The sequence below is a fragment of the Ruegeria sp. AB11 genome, from assembly GCF_056536325.1.
Genome location: NZ_JBQFJO010000001.1, coordinates 2,284,069 through 2,310,707, shown reverse-complemented (window position 1 = coordinate 2,310,707; position 26,639 = coordinate 2,284,069). Strand labels below are relative to the sequence as shown.

The 26,639-nt window shown below is 57.0% G+C and carries 26 protein-coding genes; 11 read left to right on the top strand and 15 right to left on the bottom strand.

What is annotated here, in order from left to right:
- Positions 1–16: 16 nt before the first annotated feature.
- Positions 17–985 carry an agmatinase gene (gene speB, locus ACR3EJ_RS11640; protein WP_170540230.1) on the bottom strand — a complete coding sequence of 323 codons (969 nt, stop codon included), beginning with the start codon at positions 983–985 and terminating at the stop codon, positions 17–19.
- Positions 986–997: 12 nt separating this feature from the next.
- Positions 998–2,161 (bottom strand): M20 aminoacylase family protein, encoded by a 1,164-nt coding sequence (locus tag ACR3EJ_RS11635; RefSeq protein WP_170540233.1) that lies wholly within the window; start codon positions 2,159–2,161, stop codon positions 998–1,000.
- Between the two features lie 66 nt (positions 2,162–2,227).
- On the opposite strand from ACR3EJ_RS11635, the gene mazG reads away from it, so the two are divergent.
- The 3 genes from mazG to ACR3EJ_RS11620 all read left to right on the top strand — a co-directional run bounded on the left by mazG (position 2,228) and on the right by ACR3EJ_RS11620 (position 4,533).
- Entirely contained in the window at positions 2,228–3,085 is an 858-nt protein-coding gene (mazG, locus tag ACR3EJ_RS11630; RefSeq protein WP_170540236.1) for a nucleoside triphosphate pyrophosphohydrolase, read from the top strand.
- A gap of 63 nt (positions 3,086–3,148) precedes the next feature.
- On the top strand, positions 3,149–4,087 hold the full coding sequence (locus ACR3EJ_RS11625) for a nucleoside hydrolase (RefSeq protein WP_170540239.1): 939 nt from the start codon (positions 3,149–3,151) through the stop codon (positions 4,085–4,087).
- On the top strand, positions 4,084–4,533 hold the full coding sequence (locus tag ACR3EJ_RS11620; protein ID WP_170540242.1) for a GNAT family N-acetyltransferase: 450 nt from the start codon (positions 4,084–4,086) through the stop codon (positions 4,531–4,533). The genes ACR3EJ_RS11625 and ACR3EJ_RS11620 overlap by 4 nt, the downstream gene beginning before the upstream one ends.
- Here the strand turns inward: ACR3EJ_RS11620 and ACR3EJ_RS11615 are convergent.
- The 6 genes from ACR3EJ_RS11615 to ACR3EJ_RS11590 all read right to left on the bottom strand — a co-directional run bounded on the left by ACR3EJ_RS11615 (position 4,530) and on the right by ACR3EJ_RS11590 (position 8,878).
- Positions 4,530–4,697 carry a hypothetical protein gene (locus ACR3EJ_RS11615; RefSeq protein WP_010440483.1) on the bottom strand — a complete coding sequence of 56 codons (168 nt, stop codon included), beginning with the start codon at positions 4,695–4,697 and terminating at the stop codon, positions 4,530–4,532. The two genes, ACR3EJ_RS11620 and ACR3EJ_RS11615, sit on opposite strands and share 4 nt — an antisense overlap.
- Before the next feature lie 100 nt (positions 4,698–4,797).
- On the bottom strand, positions 4,798–5,115 hold the full coding sequence (locus tag ACR3EJ_RS11610) for a hypothetical protein (protein WP_170540245.1): 318 nt from the start codon (positions 5,113–5,115) through the stop codon (positions 4,798–4,800).
- A 135-nt stretch (positions 5,116–5,250) separates the two neighbouring features.
- Positions 5,251–6,528: a phosphopyruvate hydratase gene (gene eno / locus ACR3EJ_RS11605; protein ID WP_170540248.1), complete on the bottom strand. Its 1,278-nt coding sequence runs from the start codon at positions 6,526–6,528 to the stop codon at positions 5,251–5,253.
- A 144-nt stretch (positions 6,529–6,672) separates the two neighbouring features.
- A complete protein-coding gene (locus ACR3EJ_RS11600; protein ID WP_170470777.1) occupies positions 6,673–7,551 on the bottom strand; it encodes a DMT family transporter in 879 nt (292 codons plus the stop codon).
- A gap of 136 nt (positions 7,552–7,687) precedes the next feature.
- On the bottom strand, positions 7,688–8,101 hold the full coding sequence (locus ACR3EJ_RS11595; RefSeq protein WP_010440496.1) for a Fur family transcriptional regulator: 414 nt from the start codon (positions 8,099–8,101) through the stop codon (positions 7,688–7,690).
- Between the two features lie 72 nt (positions 8,102–8,173).
- Positions 8,174–8,878 (bottom strand): endonuclease/exonuclease/phosphatase family protein, encoded by a 705-nt coding sequence (locus tag ACR3EJ_RS11590; RefSeq protein WP_170540251.1) that lies wholly within the window; start codon positions 8,876–8,878, stop codon positions 8,174–8,176.
- Between the two features lie 269 nt (positions 8,879–9,147).
- Here ACR3EJ_RS11590 and ACR3EJ_RS11585 point away from each other — a divergent pair, with 269 nt between their 5' ends.
- A complete protein-coding gene (locus ACR3EJ_RS11585; RefSeq protein ID WP_170470779.1) occupies positions 9,148–10,005 on the top strand; it encodes an adenylate/guanylate cyclase domain-containing protein in 858 nt (285 codons plus the stop codon).
- Here ACR3EJ_RS11585 and ACR3EJ_RS11580 read toward each other — a convergent pair.
- The gene (locus ACR3EJ_RS11580; RefSeq protein ID WP_170540436.1) at positions 9,981–11,399 is read right to left on the bottom strand and encodes a protein adenylyltransferase SelO; all 1,419 of its coding nucleotides are present in this window, start codon (positions 11,397–11,399) and stop codon (positions 9,981–9,983) included. The genes ACR3EJ_RS11585 and ACR3EJ_RS11580 overlap by 25 nt on opposite strands.
- An 87-nt stretch (positions 11,400–11,486) precedes the next feature.
- Between ACR3EJ_RS11580 and ACR3EJ_RS11575 the strand changes: the two genes are divergently transcribed.
- A complete protein-coding gene (locus ACR3EJ_RS11575; RefSeq protein WP_170470781.1) occupies positions 11,487–11,906 on the top strand; it encodes a cupin domain-containing protein in 420 nt (139 codons plus the stop codon).
- Positions 11,907–12,007: 101 nt separating this feature from the next.
- Here ACR3EJ_RS11575 and ACR3EJ_RS11570 read toward each other — a convergent pair whose 3' ends face one another.
- A complete protein-coding gene (locus tag ACR3EJ_RS11570; protein ID WP_480422942.1) occupies positions 12,008–13,087 on the bottom strand; it encodes an anhydro-N-acetylmuramic acid kinase in 1,080 nt (359 codons plus the stop codon).
- Positions 13,088–13,318: 231 nt separating this feature from the next.
- Between ACR3EJ_RS11570 and tyrS the strand changes: the two genes are divergently transcribed.
- The gene (gene tyrS / locus ACR3EJ_RS11565; RefSeq protein WP_170540257.1) at positions 13,319–14,569 is read left to right on the top strand and encodes a tyrosine--tRNA ligase; all 1,251 of its coding nucleotides are present in this window, start codon (positions 13,319–13,321) and stop codon (positions 14,567–14,569) included.
- A 254-nt stretch (positions 14,570–14,823) separates the two neighbouring features.
- The gene (locus ACR3EJ_RS11560) at positions 14,824–15,909 is read left to right on the top strand and encodes a DUF2652 domain-containing protein (protein WP_170540260.1); all 1,086 of its coding nucleotides are present in this window, start codon (positions 14,824–14,826) and stop codon (positions 15,907–15,909) included.
- Between the two features lie 385 nt (positions 15,910–16,294).
- Here ACR3EJ_RS11560 and ACR3EJ_RS11555 read toward each other — a convergent pair whose 3' ends face one another.
- Positions 16,295–17,605, bottom strand: a complete 1,311-nt coding sequence (locus ACR3EJ_RS11555; RefSeq protein WP_170540263.1) for a YfiM family lipoprotein — start codon at positions 17,603–17,605, stop codon at positions 16,295–16,297.
- Positions 17,606–17,911: 306 nt separating this feature from the next.
- Here ACR3EJ_RS11555 and ACR3EJ_RS11550 point away from each other — a divergent pair, with 306 nt between their 5' ends.
- The 4 genes from ACR3EJ_RS11550 to ACR3EJ_RS11535 all read left to right on the top strand — a co-directional run bounded on the left by ACR3EJ_RS11550 (position 17,912) and on the right by ACR3EJ_RS11535 (position 22,119).
- Positions 17,912–19,462: a trimethylamine methyltransferase family protein gene (locus tag ACR3EJ_RS11550; protein WP_170540266.1), complete on the top strand. Its 1,551-nt coding sequence runs from the start codon at positions 17,912–17,914 to the stop codon at positions 19,460–19,462.
- 78 nt (positions 19,463–19,540) lie between these two features.
- Positions 19,541–20,644 (top strand): mandelate racemase/muconate lactonizing enzyme family protein, encoded by a 1,104-nt coding sequence (locus tag ACR3EJ_RS11545; protein WP_170540269.1) that lies wholly within the window; start codon positions 19,541–19,543, stop codon positions 20,642–20,644.
- 12 nt (positions 20,645–20,656) lie between these two features.
- On the top strand, positions 20,657–21,388 hold the full coding sequence (locus tag ACR3EJ_RS11540; protein WP_170540273.1) for an SDR family oxidoreductase: 732 nt from the start codon (positions 20,657–20,659) through the stop codon (positions 21,386–21,388).
- Entirely contained in the window at positions 21,385–22,119 is a 735-nt protein-coding gene (locus ACR3EJ_RS11535; protein WP_170540276.1) for an SDR family oxidoreductase, read from the top strand. The genes ACR3EJ_RS11540 and ACR3EJ_RS11535 overlap by 4 nt, the downstream gene beginning before the upstream one ends.
- A 12-nt stretch (positions 22,120–22,131) precedes the next feature.
- Here the strand turns inward: ACR3EJ_RS11535 and ACR3EJ_RS11530 are convergent, their stop codons facing one another.
- The 4 genes from ACR3EJ_RS11530 to ACR3EJ_RS11515 are packed head-to-tail and all read right to left on the bottom strand — an operon-like array spanning position 22,132 to position 26,604.
- A complete protein-coding gene (locus ACR3EJ_RS11530) occupies positions 22,132–23,472 on the bottom strand; it encodes an NAD(P)/FAD-dependent oxidoreductase (RefSeq protein WP_170540279.1) in 1,341 nt (446 codons plus the stop codon).
- Positions 23,469–24,965: an aldehyde dehydrogenase gene (locus ACR3EJ_RS11525; protein ID WP_170540282.1), complete on the bottom strand. Its 1,497-nt coding sequence runs from the start codon at positions 24,963–24,965 to the stop codon at positions 23,469–23,471. The genes ACR3EJ_RS11530 and ACR3EJ_RS11525 overlap by 4 nt, the downstream gene beginning before the upstream one ends.
- A 3-nt stretch (positions 24,966–24,968) precedes the next feature.
- Positions 24,969–25,886 carry a dihydrodipicolinate synthase family protein gene (locus ACR3EJ_RS11520; protein WP_170540285.1) on the bottom strand — a complete coding sequence of 306 codons (918 nt, stop codon included), beginning with the start codon at positions 25,884–25,886 and terminating at the stop codon, positions 24,969–24,971.
- 7 nt (positions 25,887–25,893) lie between these two features.
- Positions 25,894–26,604: a GntR family transcriptional regulator gene (locus ACR3EJ_RS11515; protein WP_170540288.1), complete on the bottom strand. Its 711-nt coding sequence runs from the start codon at positions 26,602–26,604 to the stop codon at positions 25,894–25,896.
- Positions 26,605–26,639 lie beyond the last annotated feature (35 nt).

Sequence of the window (26,639 nt, the reverse complement as noted above, 5' to 3'; positions counted from 1 at the left end):
TATGCCTAACCAAAGGTTAAGGTTTCACCAGCTTGTTCCATCCCAAAAGGCAAATGATCTGAGTCGCCACATGCGCCCCAGCGATCGCGGTAGCACCAGAGGTATCGTAGGGCGGAGAGACCTCGACCACGTCACCACCCTTGATGTTGATCCCAGCAATGTCCCGCAGGATGATCTGAGCCTGAATCGAACTCAGACCACCCCAAACCGGCGTGCCTGTTCCAGGGGCAAAGGCCGGATCAAGACCGTCGATGTCGAAACTCAGATAAACGGGTCTATCGCCCAATATTCCTTTGATCTTCTGCGCCACGGCGGCGGGTCCGGATTCGTAAACCTCGCGCGCATCGATGATGTTGACGCCTAGCGTGTCCTCATTTGTGGTGCGTATCCCCACCTGAACCGAACGTTTCGGGTCCACGATCCCCGATTTCACCGCCTTGTAGAACATAGTCCCGTGGTCCACGCGGGACATGTCATCATCGGCCCAGGTGTCCGTATGCGCATCGAATTGCAGCAGCGACATCGGCCCATATTTCTCGGCATAAGCTTTGAGGATCGGGAAGCTGATATAATGATCCCCACCTAGCGTGACCGAAGCGACATCGGCCTTCAGAATGGTACGGATGTGGTCGGTCAGCGTGTCGGGAAAAGCCGGGATATTGGCATAGTCATAGGCCATGTCGCCATAATCCACGATGGCCAGCTCACTCAGAGCATCAAAAGGCCAGCCATAAGGCGCATCAGGCGATTGCAACGCACTGGCCTCGCGGATCGCGCGGGGCCCGAGGCGTGTTCCGGGCCGATTGGTCACCGCCTGATCGAAGGGCACGCCGGTAACAGCGATATCAACGCCCGTCAGGTCTTTGGTATAGAGCCGCCGCAGAAATGAGGTCGCGCCGCCAAAGGTGTTCTCATAGGACAGCCCCTTGAGATCGGGGTTGGTGAACGCCTCATCCACCTGGTTCTTTGCATCTTCCAGTGCCATGTCTTTTCCCTGTCAGCCCAACGGCTGTGCCTTTTCGACGATCCGCGCAAAGAAGGACGCTCCAATCGGCGCGACGTCGTCATTGAAGTTGTATTTCGGATGGTGCAGTCCTGCGCCCTCTCCTTGTCCCATGAACAGATAAGCACCGGGTCGGGCATGCAGCATATAGGAAAAATCCTCTGCCCCCATCTCGCGTCCAGCATTATCCTTCACACGTTCCGCACCGGAAACATCCCGCGCTACTTCAGCTGCAAACGCTGCCTTGTCGGCATCGTTAATGGTGGCGGGATAACCCTCTTGATACTCTAGCTTGGCTTCAACACCGTACGAGGCCGCCTGCCCTGCCACAATCTGCGCCATCCGTTCTTTGACCATTTTCTGCACTACAGGATCAAAGGTGCGGACAGTGCCGTTCAAATAAGCGGTGTCGGGAATGACATTGTTCACCGTTCCGGTGTGAATCTGCGTCACTGATACCACCAGATCGTCAAGCGCATAGTGATTGCGACTGACAATTGTCTGGATCGCCTGCGCCATCCCGCAGGCCGCCATCACCGGGTCTTTCGTTTCATGTGGCATGGCCCCGTGACCGCCAACACCTTGAATATGGATCTCGAACGTATCCACAGCTGCCATCAGCGGCCCCGGCGTGGTCTCGAACAGACCTTCAGGCCGACCCGGAGTGTTATGGATGCCATAGACCTGAGAGATATCGAACCGATCCATGATGCCTTCTTCAACCATGACGCCTGCGCCACCACCTTCTTCCTCGGCGGGCTGAAAGATCAGCGCAACGCGACCCGCGAAATTCCGCGTCTCAGCCAGATAGCGCGCTGCGCCTAACAGCATGGTGGTATGCCCGTCATGACCACACGCATGCATCATGCCGGGGTTCTTCGAGACGTAGTCTACGCCCGTCTCCTCGGTAATCGGCAGCGCATCCATATCGGCACGCAGACCAATGGTCGGACCCTCACCCTGCCCATTGATGATCGCGACCATGCCCGTTTTGGCGATCCCTTCGTGCAGCTCATCCACGCCGAACTCGCGCAGACGCTCTGCCACGAATGCAGCGGTCTCATAGCATTCGAATTCCAGTTCGGGGATGGTGTGAAGGTGCTGGCGCCACTTGGCCATATCGGCGGCGTAATCGGCAATTCGGTTGACGACGGGCATCTGGGGTGGACTCCTGATCCTGACTGCGGGATGGATGCATCTGACACCGGAACGAAAGGGTTCGCAATGGCCGAAAATCCTCTGATCCACGACACGGACGCGGGTATCGAGCGTTTGCTGGAAATCATGCGCCGTCTGCGCGACCCTGAAACTGGCTGCCCGTGGGATATCGAACAGGATTTTTCGACAATTGCCCCCTATACGATCGAAGAAGCCTATGAGGTCGCAGATGCCATCGAACGCAAGGCCTATGACGAGTTGAAAGGGGAGCTGGGTGACCTGCTGTTCCAATCCGTCTTCCACGCGCAAATGGCTGAAGAGGCTGGGCATTTCACCTTTCAGGACGTAGTGCGCACCATGTCGGACAAGATGGTTGACCGCCACCCGCATGTGTTCGGTGACGAATCCCGTGACAAGTCCGCCGACCAACAGACGAAGGATTGGGAGACCATCAAAGCCGCCGAACGCGCGGGCAAAGAACAGAAAGGCGCACTGGACGGCGTCGCCGCCAACCTGCCTGCTTTGCTACGTGCGCATAAACTGCAAAAACGTGCCGCGCGTGTGGGCTTTGACTGGCCCGACGCCAGCCATGTGCTGGCAAAGATCACTGAAGAGGCCGCCGAGTTGGAAGAGGCGCGCGACAGCATGGATGCCGATGCGCTGGAAGATGAATTCGGTGATCTGCTGTTCGTGATCGTCAACCTCGGCCGCCACTTAGATATCGAACCCGAGACCGCCCTGCGCCGCACAAACGCCAAGTTCACCCGCCGCTTCGAGAAGGTCGAAGCCCGGCTGGCCGAACGCGGAAGAACGCCCTCGCAAAGTGATCTGGCCGAGATGGACGCACTCTGGGATGAGGTGAAAATCGAAGAACATCGCGCCAATGGCAAACTCCCGCCGGTGGATGCCCCGACAGGGGCGTAATTCGGCTAGACAAGTCCCGCGACACTTGCGAGTGTCCCACCTTCACGGCCCTCGGAGATCCCCATGCCTCGTAAAATCATCATCGATACCGATCCCGGTCAGGACGACGCCGTTGCAATACTTCTGGCCCTTGCCAGCCCTGAAGAAATCGAGGTTCTGGGTATCACCGCCGTCGCCGGAAACGTTCCGCTGGAACTAACCGCCAAGAATGCACGCATCGTGTGTGAATTGGCGGGCCATACCGATATCCCCGTCTATGCCGGATGCGACCGACCGCTGAAACGCCCGCTCGTCACCGCCGAACATGTTCATGGCAAAACCGGGCTCGACGGTCCTGTTCTCCCCGATCCTGAAATGCCTCTGGCCGAAGGACACGCGGTCGATTTCATCATCGAAACCCTGCGCGCGCATGAGCCCGGGACGGTCACGCTCTGCCCGCTGGGGCCGCTGACCAACATCGCCTCGGCCTTTCTGAAGGCGCCCGATATCATCGACCGGGTGCAAGAGATCGTCTTAATGGGTGGCGCCTATTTCGAGGTTGGAAATATCACTCCGGCGGCCGAGTTCAACATCTATGTCGATCCGGAAGCCGCTGAAATCGTGTTTAAATCCGGAATACACATCGTAGTCATGCCGCTGGACGTGACCCATGACGCGCTGGTCACGCCTCATCGCAATGACGCCTTCCGAGCATTGGACAGCAAGGTCGGTCATGCGGTGGCAGAAATGACCGATTTCTTCGAACGCTTCGACAAAGAAAAATACGGCTCGGAAGGCGCGCCTCTGCACGACCCCTGCGTGACCGCCTATCTGATCCGGCCCAATCTGTTCTCGGGCCGCCACATCAATGTTGAGATCGAAACCCAATCAGAACTGACTTTGGGCATGACCGTGGCCGACTGGTGGCGAGTCACCGACCGCGCACCAAATGCCATGTTCATAGGCGACGTGGACGCTCAGGGCTTCTTCGACCTGCTTACAGAAAGGCTTGCCCGCCTATGACTGCCGCACTCCGCCTTGCCCGTCCCGACGATCTGGATCGCCTGATGGCACTGGTCGCAGCATTTCATTCGGAATCCGGCATCGCGCAGGATGACGAGAAACGCCGCAACGCGCTGGCCCCTTTGCTGGACGGCATACCGCATGGGTGCATCTACCTGATCGGGCCGGGCCGTGCGCCGCTGGGCTATGTCATCCTCACCTTCGGCTGGTCGGTCGAATTTGGTGGCATGGACGCATTTGTGGATGAGATTTACATCCGCCCTGCTGTCCGAGGCCGCGGTATCGCAACCGAAGTGCTACACGATCTCCCCAAAGCGCTGGCCGAAGCTGGCCTGACTGCCCTGCATCTTGAAGTCGACCGCACCAATGAGACTGCGCAGAAACTTTATCTCCGGTCAGGTTTCAAACCGCGCGATCGCTACATGCTGATGAGCAAATTGCTCTAGCGCGATTCACCCCGGAAGATCACGGCGGGGTTCACCATGTCCTGCACCGGATCATCCTGCGAGACCTCCATCCCCGTGATCGGATAGGTCCCCGGCTCCGAGCAAGCGGCTAGAAGCCCGACGGAAAGCATTGAAATTACAAGAAAGATTTTTGAAGCAGACATATCGTCCCCCTTTCTGCAATACAGGCAGAATATCGGGGCTTGTTCCGCCGCAATAGGAACAAGTTCACACATAATGATTTTTATGTCGGAATATTCTAGCTTAGAGGCAATTCTTGTTGAACGTCTGTTCCATGGTTTTTAGTTGCCTTGGCACCCGCTTGGGCTGCGGCAACGCGTTGAGCTGCTCGGTTATGTTCTCGCCGGTGTACCAGGAGTCGAACAAAAGGGCTTTGATGTCATCGTCCAGCACCGTATCGGCGACGTTATAAGTACACAGACATTCCTCCATCGTGATCTGCCCGCTGGGATCACCTTCCACCATCTTCTGACACACTGCCTCTGGCGGTCGATCAGCAAACACCAACTGAGGCAAGATCAACAGCGAAACTGCACCCACGATGAGTTTTAGATGGCTCATATGACGTCCTCTCCCATCGACCACCGCGTGATGGCCTATCTGACACAGATTAGACGGAACGACGACAAGACAAAGAAAAAAATAGCCCCGGCGATAACGCCGAGGCCCATTCAAGTCCAAATGCAGAGACGCAGATCAGCGTTTCAGGATAGACGAACCTGCATATTCCGCGACCTCGCCCAGCGATTCCTCAATACGGATCAACTGATTATATTTCGCCAACCGGTCCGAGCGCGCCAGAGAGCCGGTTTTGATCTGGCCACAGTTTGTCGCGACCGCCAGATCGGCAATCGTGGCGTCTTCGGTCTCGCCCGAGCGGTGCGACATTACGTTGGTGTATCGCGCGCGGTGGGCCATATCGACGGCACGAAGGGTCTCGGTCAGCGAACCGATCTGGTTCACCTTGACCAGCATCGAGTTCGCACAGCCACGCTCGATTCCTTCGGCCAGACGCGCCGGATTGGTCACGAACAGATCGTCGCCGACCAGCTGCACCTTGTCCCCGATAGCGTCGGTCAGGGCCTTCCAGCCATCCCAGTCATCTTCGGACATACCGTCTTCGATCGAGATGATCGGGTAATCGTTGACCAGTGCGGCCAGATAGGCGGCGTTTTCATCGGATGTCAGCGATATGCCCTCGCCCGCCAGCACGTACTTACCGTCCTTGAAATACTCGGTCGCGGCGCAATCCAGCGCCAGATGGATTTCCTCACCCGGCTTGTAGCCCGCTTTTTCGATGGATTTCAGAATGAAATCCAGTGCCTCACGAGTCGACGCGATGTTCGGAGCAAAGCCGCCCTCATCGCCCACACCAGTGGCCAGACCAGCCGCCGAGAGTTCTTTCTTCAACGTGTGAAATACCTCAGACCCCATGCGCACGGCCTCACGGATATTCGCGGCCGAGGTCGGCATGATCATGAATTCCTGAATGTCGATCGGGTTATCGGCGTGTTCTCCACCATTGATGATGTTCATCATCGGCACCGGAAGAACGCGCGCTGAAGTACCGCCGACGTAGCGATACAGAGGCTGTGTGGTGAAATCCGCCGCCGCCTTGGCCGTCGCCAGCGAGACACCCAGAATGGCGTTCGCGCCCAGACGGCCCTTGTTCTCGGTCCCGTCGAGTTCAATCATCGCCTGGTCGATGGCCACCTGCTCAGTCGCATCAAAGCCCACCAGTTCTTCGGCTATCTCACCGTTAACGGCAGCGACCGCTTCCAGCACGCCCTTGCCCATATAGCGGGCCTTGTCGCCATCACGTTTTTCCACTGCCTCATAGGCACCGGTTGACGCGCCCGAGGGCACGGCAGCGCGGCCCATAGTGCCGTCTTCCAGAATCACGTCCACCTCGACCGTCGGGTTACCCCGGCTGTCCAGAATTTCGCGCGCGTGGATGTCGATGATCGTGCTCATGATATGGGTCCCGATGATGCCAACAGTTGCATGCCTCATAGCAGCACGCGGCAAAAAGTAAACCGTTTCCGTTATCGCTAACACGTATATTTTTCAGCCTTTAGGGCTAACAGTTTGCTGTTTGCGCCAACAGGTAGCGGGTGCTTAGGCCGCTGCCAGCGCCTGCGCCAGCTGGCGTTCTCGAATGAAGGTGTACAAACCTGATCCGATAATCAGACCGGCACCGGCCAGCGTCATGCTGTCAGGGCGTTCGCCGAACATCAGCATGCCGGCCATGATCGAGAACACCAACCGGGTATACCGAAACGGCGTCAGCGCCGAAGCCTCGCCGATCCGCATCGCGGTTACGATGCCATAATAGCCCAAAACGCCGAAGCCGATGGCACCCAGATAAGGCCCGATCTGCGCAGGCTGCAGCGGCACGATGGGCTGTACTGTGAACACCATCAGGGCCGCACCAGCCAGCGCTACTCCGATATAGGCCTGCAATGCGACGACCGACGAGGCTACACGAACATCCAGCCTGCGTGTGATCAGATCACGCGCTGCGATCGCAACAACCGAAACCAAAACAAACAGAGATTCTGGCTGGAAACCTTCGAGCCCGGGGCGAATGATCATCAAGACGCCGACAAAGCCAATGCCGATGGCGCTCCAACGACGCCAGCCGACCTGCTCGCCCAGAAACAGCGCAGCCCCCATCGTAACGAATAGCGGCATCGCTTGAAAAACCGCAGCTACGGTCGACAGATCGACCAATGACAAAGCGGTCACGAAGCTGAGCGCTCCAAAAGCCTCAGTCCCTGCCCGAAGCAGTGGCAGCGGTTCCCACGCGACAGGATCGAAAATGCGTTTACGTGTCACCAACGACATGATTGCAAAGACGGTTCCGCAGAACAGACCCAACACGATCATGATCTGCCCGGTCGAGACACTGACCGAAAGGTACTTGATGAACATGTCCTCAAGCGCGAAGGCTGCCATCGAGCCGATGATCAGCAAAATGCCGTTTACGTTGTTCATGCGCGTTTCCGTTGGAATTGACCGCTAACAGGCGAGTCCTTCCAGCACAAAAATCGTAACCTTCACGACGTCGCAAGCAGTATTGCGACATGTTCGATGATTTCCCGTGCGCCGACCAATCGATTTTCGTGATGAGTCAGTCTTTTTCCAGCGGTACGCCGTACAATTCCAGGCGATGGCCTTTCAGCTTATAACCAAGCTTGGCCGCAATCTTTTCTTGCAGTGCTTCAATCTCGGGGTCTACGAATTCGATCACCTCGCCTGACTGCATGTCGATCAGGTGATCGTGGTGATCACGCTCTGCGTCCTCGTATCGCGCGCGGCCATCACCGAACTCCAACCGCTCCAATATCCCGGCCTCTTCGAACAGCTTAACGGTGCGATAGACCGTTGCGATCGAAATCCCCGAATCCTCTGCCGAGGCACGGGCATACAGCTCTTCAACATCCGGGTGATCCTCGCTCTGCTGCAAGACCTGGGCGATGGTCCGGCGTTGACCGGTCATGCGCAGGCCCTTGGCTTCGCAACGGGCGATAATCGTATCGGACATGGTGACCCCCGGAACTGTTCGAAACTCTGTCATAGTATGTCTGAGTGCCTTGCGCCACACAGGATTTACGCATCAGGCAGCGCGTCGCAAATCGGCCCAAACCGGCAAATGGTCAGACGCGATGTGCGCCGGTCGCGCATCGTGCACCCCATGCAATGCTGCCTCAAGCCCCTGTCCCACTGCGATCCTGTCCAGCGCGCCCAATGGCTGTGCAGCCGGAAAGCTGGGCACGGGCGGCAAAAACCTCATGTCCGGAGCCAGATGATCCAGAACCGGTTGTCGCGACCATTCGTTGAAATCGCCAGCCCAGACGGTGGGCATATCCTCAAGATCGGAGTCGCAGCGCTTGATATGGTTGATTTGCTGGCGTCGCGACGCGGGCAATAACCCCAGATGCATCCCCATCACGCGCAAAGGCCCGATCTGTGTATCAAATTCGACCCGCACAGCGCCACGCGGCTCCAGCCCCGGCAACTCGTGATGCCCGGTCCGGCGTACCACAATTGTGTCTCCACGCCAGATGACGGCGTTGCCGTGCCAACCCAGACTGCCCGCACCACCCAGATCGACAATCTGCCAGCCGGCTTCGTCCAACATGAAATGCGGCAACGCGGCAGGGCGCGGTGGCAAACGTTTGTCGGCCTCCTGCAGCACAACAATATCCGCCTGCATACTCTCAATAACCTGCAATATCCGCTGCGGTTGCCGCCGGAAGTCGAGTCCCACACATTTCTGAATGTTGTAACTGGCTAGACGCAGTGTTGACTGAAGGACCATGGGATTCCGATGTTTACTCAAGCACCAAGAGTGCCACGCTCAGCGCCTAGTGCAACATGAAATTCCCGCAGGAACCAGATAGATCGCTTTGGTTCAATCACCACCAATCAACTTAAAATTGCTTTTACCACAATGCGCTCCACCAAAACGCAAATATCGTGTACACGTGCATCTCTATGGGTAAAGTGCCCGTAAAGCCAAACTAAGGATCAACCGTGAATACAACATTCGCCACCCTGGTAATCGCAGACATTTCAGGGAGCACCCCATTGTACAAAGCAGTGGGCGAAGGCGAAGCGCAGCGTCTTATCCAATTGGAACTTGATCGGCTACGTCGCGTACTTGCAACCCATGGTGGCACACAGGTTGGCCAGAAAGGGGATGATGTTCTAAGCTTTTTCCTGGATCCGAACGCAGCGTTGAATGCAGCGATGGGCCTGATCGAACAGTCCCCAGAAACCTCACTGTCGGTGCATGTTGGTGTACATTGCGGGCCGATCGTCATCGCCGAAAAAGGTGTTTATGGCGAAGCGGTGAATGTGACCGCCCGTCTTGCCACGGCCGCCAACCCAGGAGAGGCCTGTGTCAGCAATGGCGTCGCGACGATGCTACAGGAAAACTTGCGCCAGATTCTCAAACCGCTTGGGCAACTCAACCTCAAGGGTCTGACAGAGCGGTTCATGGTCTATTCGCTGATGAACCCGGACATGGACCCGTTCACGCAAACCAGATTGCCACTGTCCCATGGCCGCACCGAAGATCACTGGAAGCCAGCGGAACGTTTGACCCTTTTGCTTAGCCATGGGGAGCGCTCATGGCGCTGCCACGAGAACGGCGAGCTGGCAATTGGCCGGTCACAAGATTGCGACGTCGTGCTGTCCCAACCATGGGTGTCGCGTCTGCATGCTGTTCTCAGTATCAAGGATGGCAAGCTGATCCTGTCAGACCGAAGCACATCTGGTACCTATCTGAAATCTGAGGCTGGTCGTGAAATCCAGCTCAAGCGCGAATCCGTCATGTTGGCAGACAGCGGCTGGATTTCTCCAGCGCTGCCCATTGAACAGTCCGAAACCTGCCTGCAGTTCGAGCTTTTGGGCCGCAGTCAGGTACCACAGAACGTGGCATGAACCACTTCGCTCTCGGATGGAGGGCGTGTCAGATCAACCGCATCGGACTGATCCTCGTAGGGTCGTGACAAAACGTCGTTCAAACGATGGAATGGCGCGTAATCTCCCTGAACGGCCGACTGTATCATCTGCTCAATCCGGTGGTTGCGCGGAATGAAAGCCGGGTTTGCAGCACTCATTACGACGTCAGGAGTATCTTCGCGCTGCAAGCGCGCGCGCCATCCTTCAGCCCATTCGTCATACGCGCCAGGATCAGTGAACTGGTCCCGCGCATGATCACCGCCCAGCGCACGAAACGTGTTGGTAAAGTCAGCCTGATTCTGCGCCATCCGCACCAGCAGGTCCGAGATCAGTTCAAGGTCTCCCTCCTCAGCTCGAACCAATCCGATCTTGGCCCGGAACCGCTTCAACCAATGCTCTTGCATCAGGGCAGGCATGGCATGGACAATTTCGGTCGCTTCTTCAACCGCCGCGTCTTTGTCTTCGAACTGCTGGATCAAGGCAGTCGCCAATTGCGCCAGATTCCAGACCGCAATCTCAGGCTGGTTGGAATAGGCATAACGCCCCATCCGATCAATCGAGCTGAACACCGTATTCGGATGATAGGAATCCATAAAGGCGCAAGGTCCATAATCTATGGTTTCACCCGCGATCGAGCTGTTGTCCGTATTCATCACCCCGTGAATAAATCCGACGCTCATCCAGTGGGCAATCAGTCGCGCCTGCGCGTCGCGTACAGCACGCAGCAATCCCATCGGACCCTGTGCGTCCGGATAGTGACGCTGAATAGCATAGTCTGTCAGCTTTCGCAGATTGTCCAACTGTCCTCGGGCGGCAAAAACCTGAAAGGTACCCACGCGTAAATGGCTCTGCGCCACGCGCGTCAGGATCGCACCGGGCATCGGACCTTCCCGTAATACGATCTCACCGGTCTCGACCGCCGCCAGGGCGCGTGTCGTCGGAATGCCCAGCGCATGCATCGCCTCAGACACGACATATTCGCGCAACACCGGCCCTAGCCAGGCGCGCCCGTCGCCCCGGCGCGAAAACGGCGTCTGGCCCGAGCCTTTCAGCTGAATATCCCGCCTGACCCCGTCTGCGCCGATGGTCTCGCCTAACAGAACTGCACGTCCATCTCCAAGCTGGGGGTTATAGGTACCAAACTGATGCCCGGAATACAGCTGCGCCAAGGGCTCGGCACCTTCCGGAACGATATTCCCTGCAAACGCCTGTGCCATCTCTTCAGCCTCATCGAGCGTTATCCGCAATAGCTGTGCCAGATCGGTATTAAACGCAATCAAACGCGGCGCGCGGACCGGTACAGGAGCCTGCCGCGCAAAGAACCCCTCCGGCAGGCGGGCGTAACTATTGTCAAAAGGGATCATCATGGTCATGCGGCAAACATATGCGCTGGTTACACAATTGCCATAGCGGATCATACGACGCCGTGCATAATCAGCGCAATCGAACCCGAGGCCGCCATGAACCCACAAGACATCATCAATCACCTGGATCTGCAACCGCACCCCGAAGGAGGTTGGTTCAAAGAAACCTGGCGGGCCGACAATCCCGGCCGCGCCACCGGTACTTGCATCTACTTCCTGCTGACCGAAGGTCAAAGCAGCCATTGGCACAAAGTCGACGCGACCGAGATCTGGCTCTACCATTCAGGCGCACCGTTGACCTTGTCGATCAGCGCAACCGATGCGGGTCCGGCAATCGCTTACACGCTCACTCCGGACTTGGCCAACGGCGCACCCCAGCTGATTGTTCCCAAGGGGCATTGGCAAGCAGCGCGCAGCACCGGAGCTTACACATTGGTCAGCTGCACAGTATCCCCAGGCTTTGAGTTTGAAGGTTTCGAGCTTGCAGGACCCGACTTCGATATTCCCGCAAAATAATAATCACTGGCCCCACAGGATTTCGCGCCAAAGGTATCCGCTTCTTCATCTGGCCCAAAATACCCCGGGGGAGGACGCGCAGCGACCAAGGGCAGAGCCCCCTACCCGCCAACCACCTTACCCCGCGCTGGCGACGACACTACGCCGCCTCCAACCAATGCACTGACCCCGGTTGTACCCGGACCAGATGTCGGTAAGCCCCGCGCTACCCGAACCGCAAGATAGGCAAATGCTTGGGCTTCAAGCATATCGCCGTCCAGACCAACCGCCTCAACCGGCCCTACTGGGCAATCCAGCGATACGCGCAGCATTTCCATCAACACCGGGTTCTTGCGGCCACCCCCCGTCACCAGTATGCGCGAAGGTGGCTTGGGGCAATGCTCCATTCCCTGCACAACACCTGCTGCACTCATGCCCGTCAGCGTGGCGACCGCGTCTGCATCGTTCAGTTCCTTCACTAGATCGATCATTTCCGAGAAATCATTCCGATCCAGCGACTTGGGGGGCATACGATTAAAGAAAGGTTCGGCCAAAAACAGCTCCAGCGCACCGGTTTCGACCGTCCCACCACGCGCCAGCTCGCCATCCTGGTCCATCGGCAGGCCCAATCGCGCCTGCATCAGGTCATCTACCGGCGCATTGGCCGGCCCGGTATCGAAAGCCAGCAACGCCCCAGGTGCTTCGGGTCCATCAAATGACGGATCGACATAAGTCAGGTTTCCCACACCTCCCAGGTTGAGGAAACACATCGGCTCTTGCGCCCCAATCCACTTGGCGCAGGCAAAGTGAAAGAACGGTGCCAACGGTGCCCCTTCGCCGCCCAGCGCCACATCGTCGCTGCGAAAGTCCCAAACCACTGGTAATCCAAGGGCCTGCGACAGGCCCAAACCGTCACCCACCTGCAAAGTCCCACGCCCACGTGGTTCATGCGCCAGCGTTTGGCCGTGGAAGCCGATCAGGTCAACTTCTTCGAATTCAGACAGAACCTCAGCATGCGCGCGAGTTACCAATTCAGCTGCAGTATCGACTTTGGAACCATGCCACTGCCCGAGCGCTGAGCGCAAGGTCTCACGCTCTTCCTCTGAATACGCCCGGTAGGCAATTGGTCCAAAATCAAGAATTTCCTGCCCATCGGTTTCGATCACTGCCGCGTCGACACCGTCCAGAGAGGTTCCTGACATGGCGCCTAATGATCTGATCGCTCCCGATTTGCTGATGACCCTGCCCACATCGACCTCATTGTTCCGTTCATACACCCGTTTCGCAGGGTTCTGGGCACAACCTGCACGGTAATGCGAAGCCAAGGCAAGACACATCACACGCGAGCGGCACTTTTCTTGGAAATGGTGCCTTTTCCTTGCCTCTGACGCCGCCTATACAGTGCTCCGCAATCCTAACCCAAAGGGCACGATATGACCTACCACCCCAAATCGGATTTCATCGCCACGATGATCGAGCGCGGCTTTCTCGCCGACTGCACCGATTATCAGGGCCTTGACGACGCGCTGATCTCTGGGGTGCAGACGGCATATATCGGCTATGACGCCACGGCGCAGTCTCTGCATGTGGGTCACTTGATGAACATCATGGTGTTGCGCTGGCTGCAAAAGACCGGTCACAAACCGATCACACTAATGGGTGGTGGCACTACGAAAGTGGGTGATCCGTCATTCCGCTCGGACGAACGCCCATTGCTGGGCCCCGAACAGATCGACGCCAACATCGCGGGCATGAAACAGGTGTTCTCGAAATACCTGTCCTATGATGACAGCGAGACCGGCGCGATGATGCTGAACAATGCCGAGTGGCTGGACAGCCTGAACTACCTCGATTTCCTGCGCGATATCGGACGGCATTTCTCGGTCAATCGGATGCTGAGCTTTGAGTCCGTGAAATCGCGGCTGGATCGCGAGCAATCGCTGTCGTTCCTCGAATTCAACTACATGATCCTGCAGGCCTATGATTTCCTCGAACTGAACCGCCGGTATAGTTGCGTTCTGCAGATGGGCGGCTCGGACCAGTGGGGCAACATCGTGAACGGCATCGACCTGACGCGCCGCGTATTGGATCACGAAATCTACGGCCTGACCACGCCCCTGCTGACCACAAGCGATGGCCGTAAAATGGGCAAGTCGCAGGGCGGTGCCGTGTGGCTGAACGGCGATATGCTGTCGCCCTACGAATTCTGGCAGTTCTGGCGCAACACCACCGACGCTGATGTAGGCCGGTTCCTGAAAATTTTTACCGAGCTTCCGGTCGACGAATGTGATCGCATGGGCGCGCTGCAAGGGTCCGAGGTCAATGAGGCCAAGGTGCGCCTTGCAAACGAAGTCACCACCCTGCTGCACGGTGCCGAAGCCGCAGCAACCGCAGAGGCAACCGCGCGCGAAGTGTTCGAAAAAGGCGGCGTTGGCGGAGACCTCCCGACCCTAACCCTCAGCGCTTCGGAACTGGGTGACGGCATGTCAATCGTTCAGTTGATCGTTAAATCTGGCCTCGCCAAATCCGGTAAAGAGGCCAAGCGCCTGATCGCCGAAAACGGCGCCAAGCTGGATGATGCCCCGCTGACCGACACAAGCCTGATGATCGACGCAGGCGCACTGTCATCGCCCATCAAATTGAGCGCAGGTAAGAAGCGCCACGCGCTGGTGAAACTTGGTTAATCCAGTCAAAGAACTTCTATCAAGCATTTGTCCTTTGGAGAAATTGTCGCAGATCGAGTAACTCGATCTGCAATTTTTTTTGCATTCACGCGACGAAGATCGCTATGGGTCCGAAAGAGAAGATCAATTGTCAGAAACTGGTATCAGCCTGTGCCATTTCTGGTCGTTCAGCTCTTGTTTTTGAACTGCGTTGCCCGAAATAGTTTCAAAGTCTACCATGAGTTTTGACGTTCGAAATTAGGGATATTGTGATTATGTCTGTTCAGACAGGTTACCTGCTAATCGCCGATATCACCGGTTACACAGGATACTTGACCCGGTCTGAGTTGGAGCATGCCAACCCAATCATCCATTCTTTGCTTGAGGCAATTGTGATGGAACTGAAAGACCCGATGAAGTTGCGAGGCCTCGAGGGTGACGCCGTTCTCGCGTATTCGAGTGGACCGTTCCCTTCAGGTGAAACTTTCCTCAACATATGTGAAAGCCTTTATCGGGCGTTTGCCGAACGCCGCCGGAACATTGTGCAGAACACAACTTGTCCCTGCAATGCATGTCGCAACGTTGCTGATCTCGATCTGAAGATCCTTGCACATCACGGGAAATTTGAAGAGCTTTCGATTGGCCCGATGAAAGATATTTCCGGTGCTGACGTCATACTCGTGCATCGGATGGCGAAAACCGATGTGAAAGAGGATACTGGTATCCTCAGCTACGCGCTGTTCTCGGAAGACGCGTTCCAGGCAATGGGCATCGAGTCTGATCTCATGCAATACAGCGCTCAGTTCGAGCACTTTGGCGACGTGCCGATGCGGGTGTATGACCTTGCTGCAGCCTGGCAACGATACCGAGAAGTCGCCGGACCTGTCCGCGTTACAGACGAAGATGCCGTATTCACAACTCGGCACATGCTGAACGCACCCCCGGGAGTGGCTTGGGAAATGCTTACAGATCCCCGGCTCAAGATGCGCTGGATGATGTTGAAGGACGCCTACCGCGAAGGAGATGCATCGCGTACCTCGGTCGGCGTTCGTTTGCACTGCATTCATGAAGCCGCACATTTTCAGATGCTGATAGTCGACTGGCAGCCATTCGAATATGTAACCGACATTCTGCACAACTCCTCCATCGAAGGTCTTACGAATATTGAGACTTATGAATTGGTCCCGGCTGAAGAAGGCACCGAAATTGTATTTCGTATGGGCCGTCTAACAGACTCTGACGGAAAACATCATCCGGCGGAGGAAGCTGCGGTGATCGAATTATTCGAGAGTTTTTATCCGGCGGCTTTTGGCATTCTCGATGAGATGGCGCTGGAGTTTAATCAAAAGAAACAAGAGTGATAACGCTGAATCTTTGACGACATCTACGCACCTTAATGGGCTGAGAATATCGTACCATGATCGAACAAGATGCTATCTTTGCAATCAGGGTTGTTCACCTAGAGCCAGATTGTACCGGTTGCCCGCAAGGTGGCAGATGCGGGCCTGATGGTCACCACGTCGGTGCTGCCAACGCCGATCATACAAAGTGCAGAAAAAAGTGGAACGGTGGTGAAACTGGGTTGATCTAGGTGAACGGCCACTTTTGGGCTTCCATCGATTTGCAGCTGTTATTTCGGATCGAACAATTCGATCTGAAATTTATTAGCGCCCAACTGGCAGAGGTGCGCTTTGAGTTCGGACTGGGCATTTCCTTGCGTCTAAGTCCACCAAAGGTGATCGACGTTTAATCGATGCGATTAGCGCGTCTATGCAATGCAAGTTCATCGATCCGAGCCTCGATCAGATTCAGCATTTTAAGATACTCGATGCTCTCTACATCTTTGTAGTTATTCTTGAAATCTTCTTCGGACATGATCTGGGGGATATCTTCGAATCCTATGATGACATCATTTTCCGACCGGATCCCATGTATGAGTTCAGCCCAATCAGGGGCTGGTGTAGACATAAATTTGTTCGACATCCGAATTCCAGAATTATTCGCCGCCAAGTCAGTGAAGTCGAAACCTCCGGACTTAACGGTGTCGTAGAGCTCCTTGAATTCTCCTACTGATACGGCAAAGCCACGGTTGCTTGCAGCTTGCAACGCGGCGGCAGTTGTGAAGTGTCGGCGACTGTCAATGCGTCCATTCAGAGTCAATTCACCACAATCAGCTTTCCAGTTATTGTCCTCAGCAAATTCACTTCCAACCATACCACCAACAATCAAGGTAAAATCTTTCGCGCCACAAATCAGTGTAAGGGCAATAATCGCGGACGTGTAGGCGTTCGCTACACCCTCGGATTGGCTTCCTTCGTGAGCGGCCTCTAGCATAAACAGCAAGTAGGGCAGGTAACTTCCGCTTGTCGGCAGTTCGCCGAGATCCATTGCTGAACGAAACTTCAAATAATAGCGGTCAATGTCTCCCGAGTCGGGCATGTCGGAACCACGCAAGCTCCCAAAAATCCCTCGCATTAGTCCGTTACTACCCATTTCGTTCATCGTCAGACGGAAGGCCACGTTGCCATCATGAATATGCATGCTATCCGCGACGTTCAGAACGATATTACCGAACTGCTCTCCCACAATTACATTACCGCCTATTCGCGCAACGCTAATTGCGAGACTTGGAGGAACTGTGACGGGCCCTAGTTGAACGCTAGAAAGCACAAAGGCGCCTTCAAATTCAGGTACAGATGCGCGCAGGTTCATCCATTTGTTAGTGTACGGAACCGGGACTGAGGCAATTCCATAAACGCTCTTACCATCAACACTGAGTTCGCCGCGAAATCCGGGAACGAAGCGCCCTCCTAGCTTTAAGACACTATTGAGTTGATCCTCGTTCGTAGTGAATGAAGCCGTTTCTGATAACTTTGGCTGAATAGCGGACCTCAGGCCTCGTACGAATTCACGCGCTTCTGTCACATCTTTAGGAGAAGGTGGTGCTCCAGTTTCAACTAGTGGAGCGTCCTCGACGACGACCAGGACAAACACAACCAAAGCCATCAACACTGCGGCAAATGAAATTATCAATATCTTTAGAAACCTGCGCAACATGCATAATCCACTCGGCCAACAACCCTATTTAAGTATGCAAGCCCTCAAAAAAGAAATCATCTGAAATCGATGAACGCCAACCTGTGAAACGAATTTGGATAATGCAGCCTATGCGTCGGAAAATGCCAATGCTTAAATTGGTCATGAGACTGTCAAACGTGCGACAACAATACTCTGCATCAATAACCTTCCTCGGACTGCCGCATTATTGACGACTCCCGGCGTCGTATTTCGCAACAGACTTTCGCATTCCTGCATGTGAGCCCCACCCTTTCCGTTCCACTCTGAACCGGAAGGAGGCACCATATGACCAGAACTGCCACTGCCACACGTACCGGAGGGCGCTCTGCCCGTCGCGCCATGCGCACCGCTCCAAACTTCGAGATGCTGCCGGGGCTGACCCGCGGCATTCCGTTATGCGAAGTGATGGACGGCGCACAGGTTGATCGCATCGATGCGGCCTCGATGGATATTCTGGAAAACGTGGGTGTCCAGTTCCGCGACCCCATCGCGCTGGAAGACTGGAAGAATGCTGGTGCCAAGGTCGAAGGCGAGCTCGTCTATCTGGACCGCGGTCTGGTACGTGAGCTGATCGCGACCATTCCGTCAGATTTCACCTACCACGCGCGCAATCCAAAAAAGAACGTGCGGCTGGGCGGCAAACACTCGATTTTTGTACCGATGACCGGCGCGCCGTTCCTGCGCGATCTGGACGATGTGCGCCGCAACCCGACGCTGGACGATCTGGCGATGTTCCACAAGCTCAGCCACATGTTACCCGCGCTTCATTCGTCGGCCCATCATATAGTCGAACCCTATGACCACCCGATCAGCCAGCGACATCTGCGGATCACCTATTCGTCGATGAAACACTCGGACAAGACCTTCATGGGCATGACCACCAGTCCCAAGAATGCCGAAGATGTCATGGAGATGTGCGCCATCCTGTTTGGCGAGGATTTCCTTGAGGATCACCCTGTCACCACCGGCAACTGCAACGGCAACTCGCCGCTGGTCTGGGATGAAACCATGTTGGGCGCGATGCGGGCCTTCTGTCGCCGTAAGCAGCCTGTGCTGTGCTCGCCCTTCGTACTAGGCGGGGCCAACACGCCTGCCAGTGTACCCGCCACCGTGGCGCAGCTGAACGCCGAGGCACTCAGCGCGTTGGCCTATACGCAGGTGATCCGCAAAGGCGCGCCTGCGATTTACGGGCATTACCTGTCGACTGTCTCGATGAAATCTGGTGCACCGATGGCTGGTACGCCCGAGATCAGCCTGATGAACTTCATGATCGGACAGATGGCCCGGTACTATGACGTACCATGGCGCACTTCGAACACGCTGGGTGGGGCAAAAACCTTTGACGCGCAGGCGGGGTATGAATCCGCGACCACTCTTCAAGCGGTGATCCATGCAGGGGCGAACTATATCTGGCATTCGGCAGGCTGGAACGAAGCCGGGATGCACTGCTCGACCGCGAAGTTCATCGTCGACGCAGAACAATGCGCCATGGCCTATCGCATGGCCGAGGGTCCAAAGTGGCACGATTTTGATCAGGCGGTTTCTGCCGTTGGCGATATCGGCCCCGGTGGACATTATCTGGGGCATCCCCACACGCAGGACAATTTCCAAAGCGCGTTCTTCATGCCCGACATGTTCGACAATAACTCGATCGAGCAATGGCAGGCCGAGGGCTGTGTCGAAATCACCGAACGCGCCCTCAAACACGCCCGCAAGCTTTTGGCTGAGTACCAAGAACCGACGCTCGACATCGCAAAGAACGAAGAGCTGCTGGACTACATCGCAAGGCGTGAACGAGAAATTCCAGCAGCCGATGAGTTAAATCAAACATACTGAGATACACTCCCCTGAAACTCACCCGCCCGAACTATTGGGCGGGTCTTTTCCATTCAGAGACATCGGGAAACACAAAACGTGAGAATTTCTGAAATCCACATCTACTGCCATGCTCTACCGGTGAAAAATGGCCCATACACCATGGCCCGCGCCCAAGTCTGGGCTCTGGATACAACTCTGGTCAAACTGGTTGCTGATAACGGTCTAGTCGGATGGGGCGAGACTTGTCCGGTCGGTCCCACCTATGCCGAAGCACATTCGGCAGGCGCACGGGCCGCGCTAGCGCAGATGGCACCAGATCTGCTGGGCGCTGAGGTCTCGCCGCTTGGCTTGCATCGCCAAATGGACGGCCTTTTGAACGGTCATAACTACGCCAAAGCGGCAATTGATATCGCGGCGCACGATCTGTTGGGCAAACACTATGGTGTAAGTGTATCGACCCTGCTGGGAGGTGCTGTAACCGACAAAGTGCCCTCGTATTACGCAACAGGCGTCGGCGCACCGGATGACATCGCCCGGTTGTCTGCGGATAAGCAGTCCGAAGGCTATCCTCGCCTCCAGATCAAGGTCGGCGGTCGCCCGGTAGAGCTGGATATCGAAACCATCCGCAAAGTTTGGGAGGTGATCGGTGGCTCTGGCATGCGCCTTGCCGTGGATGGCAACCGTGGCTGGACCACCCGAGATGCGCTGCGTGTCAGCCGCGAATGTCCCGACATTCCCTTCATCATGGAGCAGCCCTGCAACACAATCGAAGATCTGCAGAAAATCCGGCCACAGGTAACTCACGCGATCTACATGGATGAAAACAGCACCAGCCTGAACACCGTCATTACGGCGGCGGGCACCGGGCTGGTCGATGGGTTCGGCATGAAGGTCACCCGTATAGGCGGCCTGCACCATATGCGTGCCTTTCGCGAACTATGCGAGGCCCGCAACCTGCCCCATACCTGTGACGATAGCTGGGGCGGCGACATTATCGCGGCGGCCTGCACCCATATCGGTGCTACGGTGAAGACCGAATTGCTCGAAGGTGTATGGCTCGCTGCACCCTATATCGAAGGCAACTATGATCCCGAAAACGGCATCCGGATTGAGGGCGGCCATATTCGCGTTCCGACCGCACCGGGGCTTGGCGTATCACCTGACGAAAGCCGATTTGGCGCGCCAGTCGCATCGTTCTGATTGGGGGCAAACATGGATTTCAATGGAAAAACAGCCCTGGTGACCGGTGCCGCCGGGGGTATCGGAACCTCTCTCGTGCAGCGCCTGCGCGCAGCAGGTGCGCAAGTGGCGGTGGCAGACCGCTCGCTGGAGGGGATCGAAGCAGAAGCGCATCTGCCCGGCGATCTTCTTGACACGAGCTATGCCGACGCACTGCCCGCGAAGGCCGCAGATGCTCTGGGCAGTCTTGATATCGTGGTCAACAATGCGGGCGTCATTACGCGCGGAGCTGTGACCGAGACTTCGGATGAGGATTGGGCCCTGTCGTTGGGTGTGAATGTCGAGGCGCCGTTCCGCATCTGCCGGGCCGCCATTCCAATCATGGCCGCGGCAGGTGGCGGAACAATCGTAAACACTGCGTCCTGTTGGGGCCTCCGACCCGGCCCGGATCATGCGGTCTACTGCATGACCAAAGCGGCCATCGCCAGTCTCACACAATGCATGGGGCTGGATCACGCGCATCAGGGCATCCGCATAAACGCCGTTTGCCCGAATGAAGTGAACACACCGATGCTGCGCTCCGGCTTTGCAAAACGGGGGTTTGATCCCGATAGTGCCGTTGCCGAGCTTGGAAAATCAGTGCCGTTGGGCCGAATTGCCGAACCCGAGGATATCGCGGACGTGATCCTGTTTCTGGCCTCGGACGCCGCGCGGTACATGTGCGGTGCGTTGGTTGAAGTGAACGGAGGCAAGCCGGTGCAATGAACAGATTTGTCGGAAAAACTGCGCTGGTTACTGGCGGACGCAGCGGCATCGGGCGCGCCATCGCCCAGCGTCTGCGCGACGAAGGGGCCGATGTCTACACCGCTCAACGTGGGCAAGACAACGACTTCCCCTCCTTCCATGCGGATTATTCAGACCCCGATAGCCCCGCACAGATCATCGAGCAGGTCATTGCTCAAGCGGGTCGGCTGGATGTGCTGGTCAACAACGCGGGCATGATGCAGGAAGCATCGGTCGACGACCTGTCTCTGGCTGATTGGCAACGCAACATCATGGTCAACCTGACCGCCCCTTTCTTGCTGATCCAGGCCGCTCTGCCGCATCTGCGCAAAACTAAGGGAAGCATCGTCAACATCGGCTCGGTCGAAGGGTTGGGCAGCAATCCCGGTCATGCTGCCTATTGCGCCTCAAAAGCCGGGCTGCACGGGCTGACCCGCGCGGTTGCCGTCGACCATGGCGCAGAGGGCATCCGCTGTAATGCGGTGGCACCGGGCTGGATAGACACCGATCTCAACCTCGATTTCATCGACAGCATGGACGACCCCGCCGCGTTCCGCCGGGATATCGCCCGTATTCATCCCGTAGGCCGCACTGGTGACCCCAAAGAAGTCGCCGCACTGGTCGCGTTTCTGGCTGCTGATGAGGCCGGGTTTGTCACCGGCCAGATTTACACCGTCGATGGCGGGCGAATGGCAAAGCTCAGCCTGCCCTGACCAGCAGGCGGGTTATTCCGCCCCGGATCGCCACTCTTTCCAGCGCAGATACGCATTGGCACCCGCTGATGCGAAGGGCTCGGGTGGCAAGCGCGGCGGCATCGGCTGCGCTAGAAAATGGTCTGAAATCTGGGAGTCTTTCCCCAGCGCAAGCTCTGCTACGCCCATTCCTTGCAACGTGCCGCGGGCGATGCCCAATCCGTTCTGGCAGCAGGCGGCATAGACCCCTTGATCAACCTCACCAAATGCGGCTGAACCATTGCGGCTAAGGCACAACATCCCGGCCCAGCGATGTTCCATCCCCACATCGGACAAATTCGGAAACCGCTCCTGAAACTTACGGTCATGCACTTTTCCTGCCCGCTTCAAATGGCTCTCATTACTGTGAATTTCAGGATGAAAGCTGGAACAGGTCCGGATCAGAATACGATCCCCATAGCTGCCCGAAAGCCGCCGCACCGAAGTGCCCATCGGATCCGCAGGCGTCACCGACCAGCGCGGCTGCCCGCCCAATTTGGCAATCTGCGCCTCGCTCAACGGTTCGGTCATCGAAGCATAGAGGCAGATATGCATCAGACGCCGCTGGTAGAAACCAAAGCTCTCGATGTGTCCATTATTGGCCAGAATAATGCGGCCGGTCGACACATGCGCCTTTTCGGTTTCGACTTCCCAGCCACTGCCCTTCTTACTGAACCCAGTCACGGGTGAATTCTCAAACACCCCAATCTGTCCTGCAAGGTACGCGGACAGGGCACGGATGTAAGCAGCGGGCTGAATCATCACGGTTCCCGGCGCAAACAGACCCGAAGTGTAATGCGGACTGCCCGTCAGCGCCTGCATCTGATGCGCATCATACAGCTCGCAAGGCTCACCCAGATGCGCCAGATGAGCTGCATAATCTGCGTTGTGCAGATCTCCATCTGGTGTCGCTGCGGCATTGATCTTGCCGCACGGGTCGAACGACTCAAGCGACAGATCACACTCTTCTGCCACCTCCGTTGCAAAGGATATGGCCTGACGGTTCAGCGCGATCGTGGCTCGGTCCGCCTCCAACCCATCGCTTGTATAGTTGTCCGAAGCCAGATCATGCGGCAGATCGATCATGAAACCCGAGTTTCGCCCGGCCGAACCTTCGGCAAAGCTCCCGGCCTCCAGCACGAAAACCTTCAGACCCGGATCAAGCTGATGCAGTCGCCGGGCCGCCGTCAGCCCGGCAAAACCACCGCCGATGATGGTTACATCTGCGGTCTGGTCTTGCTCAAGCCGGGGCAGCGATTGTTGCGGCGGCAGGATCGCATTCCATCCCGCCGCGCCGGTCTGCCGGGGCAACCGTTTGGCCGCGAAACTCGTCAATCCACCGCCTCATCTTCATCGTCTGCAAGATCGATCCAGATAGTCTTCAACTGAGTGTATTGATCATGCGCATGGACCGAATTGTCCCGACCACCAAACCCCGATTGCTTGTAACCGCCAAATGGTGTGGTGATGTCACCTTCGCCAAAGCTGTTGACCGTGACGGTTCCTGCCCGGATCGCCCGTGCGCCCCGGATGGCGCGTTTGGCGTTGGCCGTGAAGATCGACGCACACAGGCCATACTCAGTGTCATTAGCAATGCTAATCGCCTCGTCAAAGCCAGAGACTTCGATCACCGACAAGACCGGGCCAAAGATTTCCTCGCGCGCCAGCGTGGCATCGTTTCCGGGCACTTCGACCACCGTGGCCTCGACGAACCCATTCTCCGCCTTGCCACCAATCAGCACGGTTTCGGCCTGATCCAGATAGCCGCACACCTTGGAATAATGCCCTTCACTGACAAGCGCGCCCAACCGAGTTTCAGGGTCCAGCGGGTCGCCGACATTCCAGTGCTTGGCATGATGCGCGATCCGTTCCAGCAGTTCTGCCTTCACGTCCTTATGCACGATCAACCGCGAAGAGGCCGAGCAATTCTCGCCCATATTCCAGAACGCGCCATTGACGACATGCGCCGCCACGCGATCCAGATTTTCCGCATCGTCCATCACGATGGCCGGGTTCTTGCCGCCCATCTCAAGCACCACCTCCTTGGCATTGCTTTCAGCGGAATAGTTCAGGAACTTCTTGCCCGTCACGGTCGAGCCGGTGAAGGATACCATATCGATATCCATATGCCGCCCGATGGGTTCGCCTACCTCGGCGCCACCGCCGGGCACCACATTCAGCACACCGCGCGGCAACCCCGCCTCTGCAGCCAGCTCCGCCACCTTTAGCGCGGTCAGAGAGGTCTCGGTCGCGGGCTTCACCACCACCGAACAGCCCGCCGCCAATGCTGGCCCGATCTTCCACGCCAGCATCAACAAGGGGAAGTTCCATGGCAGCACCAACCCGACCACACCGATGGGTTCACGCACGACCATGGCGATGTGGTCATCACTGGCCGGTGAAACCTGATCATAAATCTTGTCGATCGCCTCGGCATGCCACTTAAGACAGTGGATCGTCTCGGGCACATCCACGGTTTCGCAGTCATAGATGGTCTTGCCGCTATCGATGCTCTCCATCACCGCCAGTTCCCGCGCGTTGCGGGTGATCAGCTTGCACAGGCGGATCAGAACGTCCTTGCGATCCGATGGGTGCATCTTTGACCAACGCCCATCATCAAACGCTTCACGCGCCTTTTCAACGGCAAAATCCACATCCTCGACACCGCAGGCTGCAATACTGGTCAGCACCGCGCCAGTGGCGGGGTTCACGGTCTCGAACACCTGTCCCGAGATTGCCGGGCGATAGCCGCCATCAATGAACGCGCCCGTCGGCAAATCCAGATGCGCAGCGATGGAGTCGTATTCGTCTTTCGTCAGCAAGCTCATGCCTCAATCCTCCGCCACGATATCTGCGATTTTGCGTTTTAGAACGCGCGTCACCTGTTCCAACGCGCGTTTGTCATCTTTGTTCAAACCTCTAAGCGGAGGTCTCACCACACCCGCATCGATCCCGTTCATGGTGACGCCATGCTTGATCGTCTGGATGAACTTGCCGCCCTGCTCCAGCACCCGCATCAGCGGCATCAGCGCGCTCATGATGCGGCGGCCTTTGGCAAAGTTGCCCTCGATCACGCAGGCCTGATACAGCGCCACGTGCTCGGCGGGCAGAAAGTTCGATCCGCCGCAGACCCAGAACGGCGCTCCCCAGGCGAAAAACTCCAGCGCCTGATCATCCATGCCGCAGCCCAGCTGAATATGCGGATAATCCCGCGCCAGTAGGTGTACCCGGTTGATATCGCCCGAGCTTTCCTTGATACCGCAGAAATTCCGGCTGCGGCCCGCACGATCCAGGAACTCTTCCCCCATCATCGTGCCGGTCCGGTGCGGATAATTGTAAAGCATCACCGGCAGATCAGCCGCCTTGTCGATCGCCAGAGCGTTCAGCGCATTCTCACGGTCTGTCGGCACCGAATACGGAGGGCTGGCCAACAGGATCGCATCCGCGCCCAGTTCGCGCGCGCCTGAAGCCAATGCAATGGAATCGCCAGTCAGCATCGCTCCGGTTCCCACAACCAGAGGCACTCGCCCTTTCAAACGTTCGTGGGTAAAGCGCGCAAGTTGCAGCCGTTCATCGACGGTCTGGGCATAATTCTCACCGGTCGATCCACCCGAGATCAAACCGTGTACACCCTGTTCGACCAGATAGTCGATCACCACGGCCAGCGCGTCCCAATTCACGCTGCCATCCGCCGCGTAGGGTGTCACCACCGGCGTATAGATACCCTCAAATCTGAAGATCGGAGTCATGTGTCCCTCATGCAGATGTCTTGCCGGGGACTTGCCCCAGCGGAAAATCCAAACCCTCAGGCATCACGAACAGCTCGATCTGATCGCGTGACAGGGTCCAATGGTCGTCGGCAAGCTGCGCAGCAGCCGCCTCATCGCCCGCCTCGATGGCGGCGATGATGGCGTCATGCTGGTCGCTCGCCTCCGACAAGTTCTCGGCCATTCGTGCGGTCTGCGGGCGATAAAATGTCATCCCGATCCGCGCATGGTCGATCAGCAACCGGTTGAACGATGGGGATAAATAGACATTCCCCGCCATCTCTCCGGTCACCTCGTGAAACTGGGTATTGGCCAGCGTCCGCTCCTCAGCCGAACCTTTACACAAGGCCTGCCGAAACGTCTCTTGCGCCTCTTTCAACTGATCAATCTGATCAGGCGTCGCATTGGCCGCGGCCAGACGCAGCACCGCGCCATAGATCATCGGCGCAACCAGAAAGAAATCGCGCAACGTGGTATGAGACATCTCGGACACCCGCGCCCCGCGATGGGTGCGCAGCTCCAGATAGCCCTCACCGGCCAACTGCCGGAACACTTCGCGCAACGGCGTGCGCGACAGGCCAAAGGCCTGCGACAGCTGCGCCTCGTCCAGATCCTCTCCGGGGCTCAGGCGCAAGGTCAGAACCGACATCTTGAGATGTTCGGCCAACGCCTCTTTCGGTGATCTGTCCTCGCCCTTCATCCCAAGCCTTCCATGGCCGTTTTCGAATCGCGTAT

Coding starts and splice junctions, on each gene's coding strand:
- speB (WP_170540230.1), bottom strand. CDS start 985: ATGGCACTGGAAGATGCAAAGAACCAGGTGGATGAGGCGTTCACCAAC.
- ACR3EJ_RS11635 (WP_170540233.1), bottom strand. CDS start 2,161: ATGCCCGTCGTCAACCGAATTGCCGATTACGCCGCCGATATGGCCAAG.
- mazG (WP_170540236.1), top strand. CDS start 2,228: ATGGCCGAAAATCCTCTGATCCACGACACGGACGCGGGTATCGAGCGT.
- ACR3EJ_RS11625 (WP_170540239.1), top strand. CDS start 3,149: ATGCCTCGTAAAATCATCATCGATACCGATCCCGGTCAGGACGACGCC.
- ACR3EJ_RS11620 (WP_170540242.1), top strand. CDS start 4,084: ATGACTGCCGCACTCCGCCTTGCCCGTCCCGACGATCTGGATCGCCTG.
- ACR3EJ_RS11615 (WP_010440483.1), bottom strand. CDS start 4,697: ATGTCTGCTTCAAAAATCTTTCTTGTAATTTCAATGCTTTCCGTCGGG.
- ACR3EJ_RS11610 (WP_170540245.1), bottom strand. CDS start 5,115: ATGAGCCATCTAAAACTCATCGTGGGTGCAGTTTCGCTGTTGATCTTG.
- eno (WP_170540248.1), bottom strand. CDS start 6,528: ATGAGCACGATCATCGACATCCACGCGCGCGAAATTCTGGACAGCCGG.
- ACR3EJ_RS11600 (WP_170470777.1), bottom strand. CDS start 7,551: ATGAACAACGTAAACGGCATTTTGCTGATCATCGGCTCGATGGCAGCC.
- ACR3EJ_RS11595 (WP_010440496.1), bottom strand. CDS start 8,101: ATGTCCGATACGATTATCGCCCGTTGCGAAGCCAAGGGCCTGCGCATG.
- ACR3EJ_RS11590 (WP_170540251.1), bottom strand. CDS start 8,878: ATGGTCCTTCAGTCAACACTGCGTCTAGCCAGTTACAACATTCAGAAA.
- ACR3EJ_RS11580 (WP_170540436.1), bottom strand. CDS start 11,399: ATGACCATGATGATCCCTTTTGACAATAGTTACGCCCGCCTGCCGGAG.
- ACR3EJ_RS11575 (WP_170470781.1), top strand. CDS start 11,487: ATGAACCCACAAGACATCATCAATCACCTGGATCTGCAACCGCACCCC.
- ACR3EJ_RS11570 (WP_480422942.1), bottom strand. CDS start 13,087: ATGTCAGGAACCTCTCTGGACGGTGTCGACGCGGCAGTGATCGAAACC.
- tyrS (WP_170540257.1), top strand. CDS start 13,319: ATGACCTACCACCCCAAATCGGATTTCATCGCCACGATGATCGAGCGC.
- ACR3EJ_RS11560 (WP_170540260.1), top strand. CDS start 14,824: ATGTCTGTTCAGACAGGTTACCTGCTAATCGCCGATATCACCGGTTAC.
- ACR3EJ_RS11555 (WP_170540263.1), bottom strand. CDS start 17,605: ATGTTGCGCAGGTTTCTAAAGATATTGATAATTTCATTTGCCGCAGTG.
- ACR3EJ_RS11550 (WP_170540266.1), top strand. CDS start 17,912: ATGACCAGAACTGCCACTGCCACACGTACCGGAGGGCGCTCTGCCCGT.
- ACR3EJ_RS11540 (WP_170540273.1), top strand. CDS start 20,657: ATGGATTTCAATGGAAAAACAGCCCTGGTGACCGGTGCCGCCGGGGGT.
- ACR3EJ_RS11535 (WP_170540276.1), top strand. CDS start 21,385: ATGAACAGATTTGTCGGAAAAACTGCGCTGGTTACTGGCGGACGCAGC.
- ACR3EJ_RS11525 (WP_170540282.1), bottom strand. CDS start 24,965: ATGAGCTTGCTGACGAAAGACGAATACGACTCCATCGCTGCGCATCTG.
- ACR3EJ_RS11520 (WP_170540285.1), bottom strand. CDS start 25,886: ATGACTCCGATCTTCAGATTTGAGGGTATCTATACGCCGGTGGTGACA.
- ACR3EJ_RS11515 (WP_170540288.1), bottom strand. CDS start 26,604: ATGAAGGGCGAGGACAGATCACCGAAAGAGGCGTTGGCCGAACATCTC.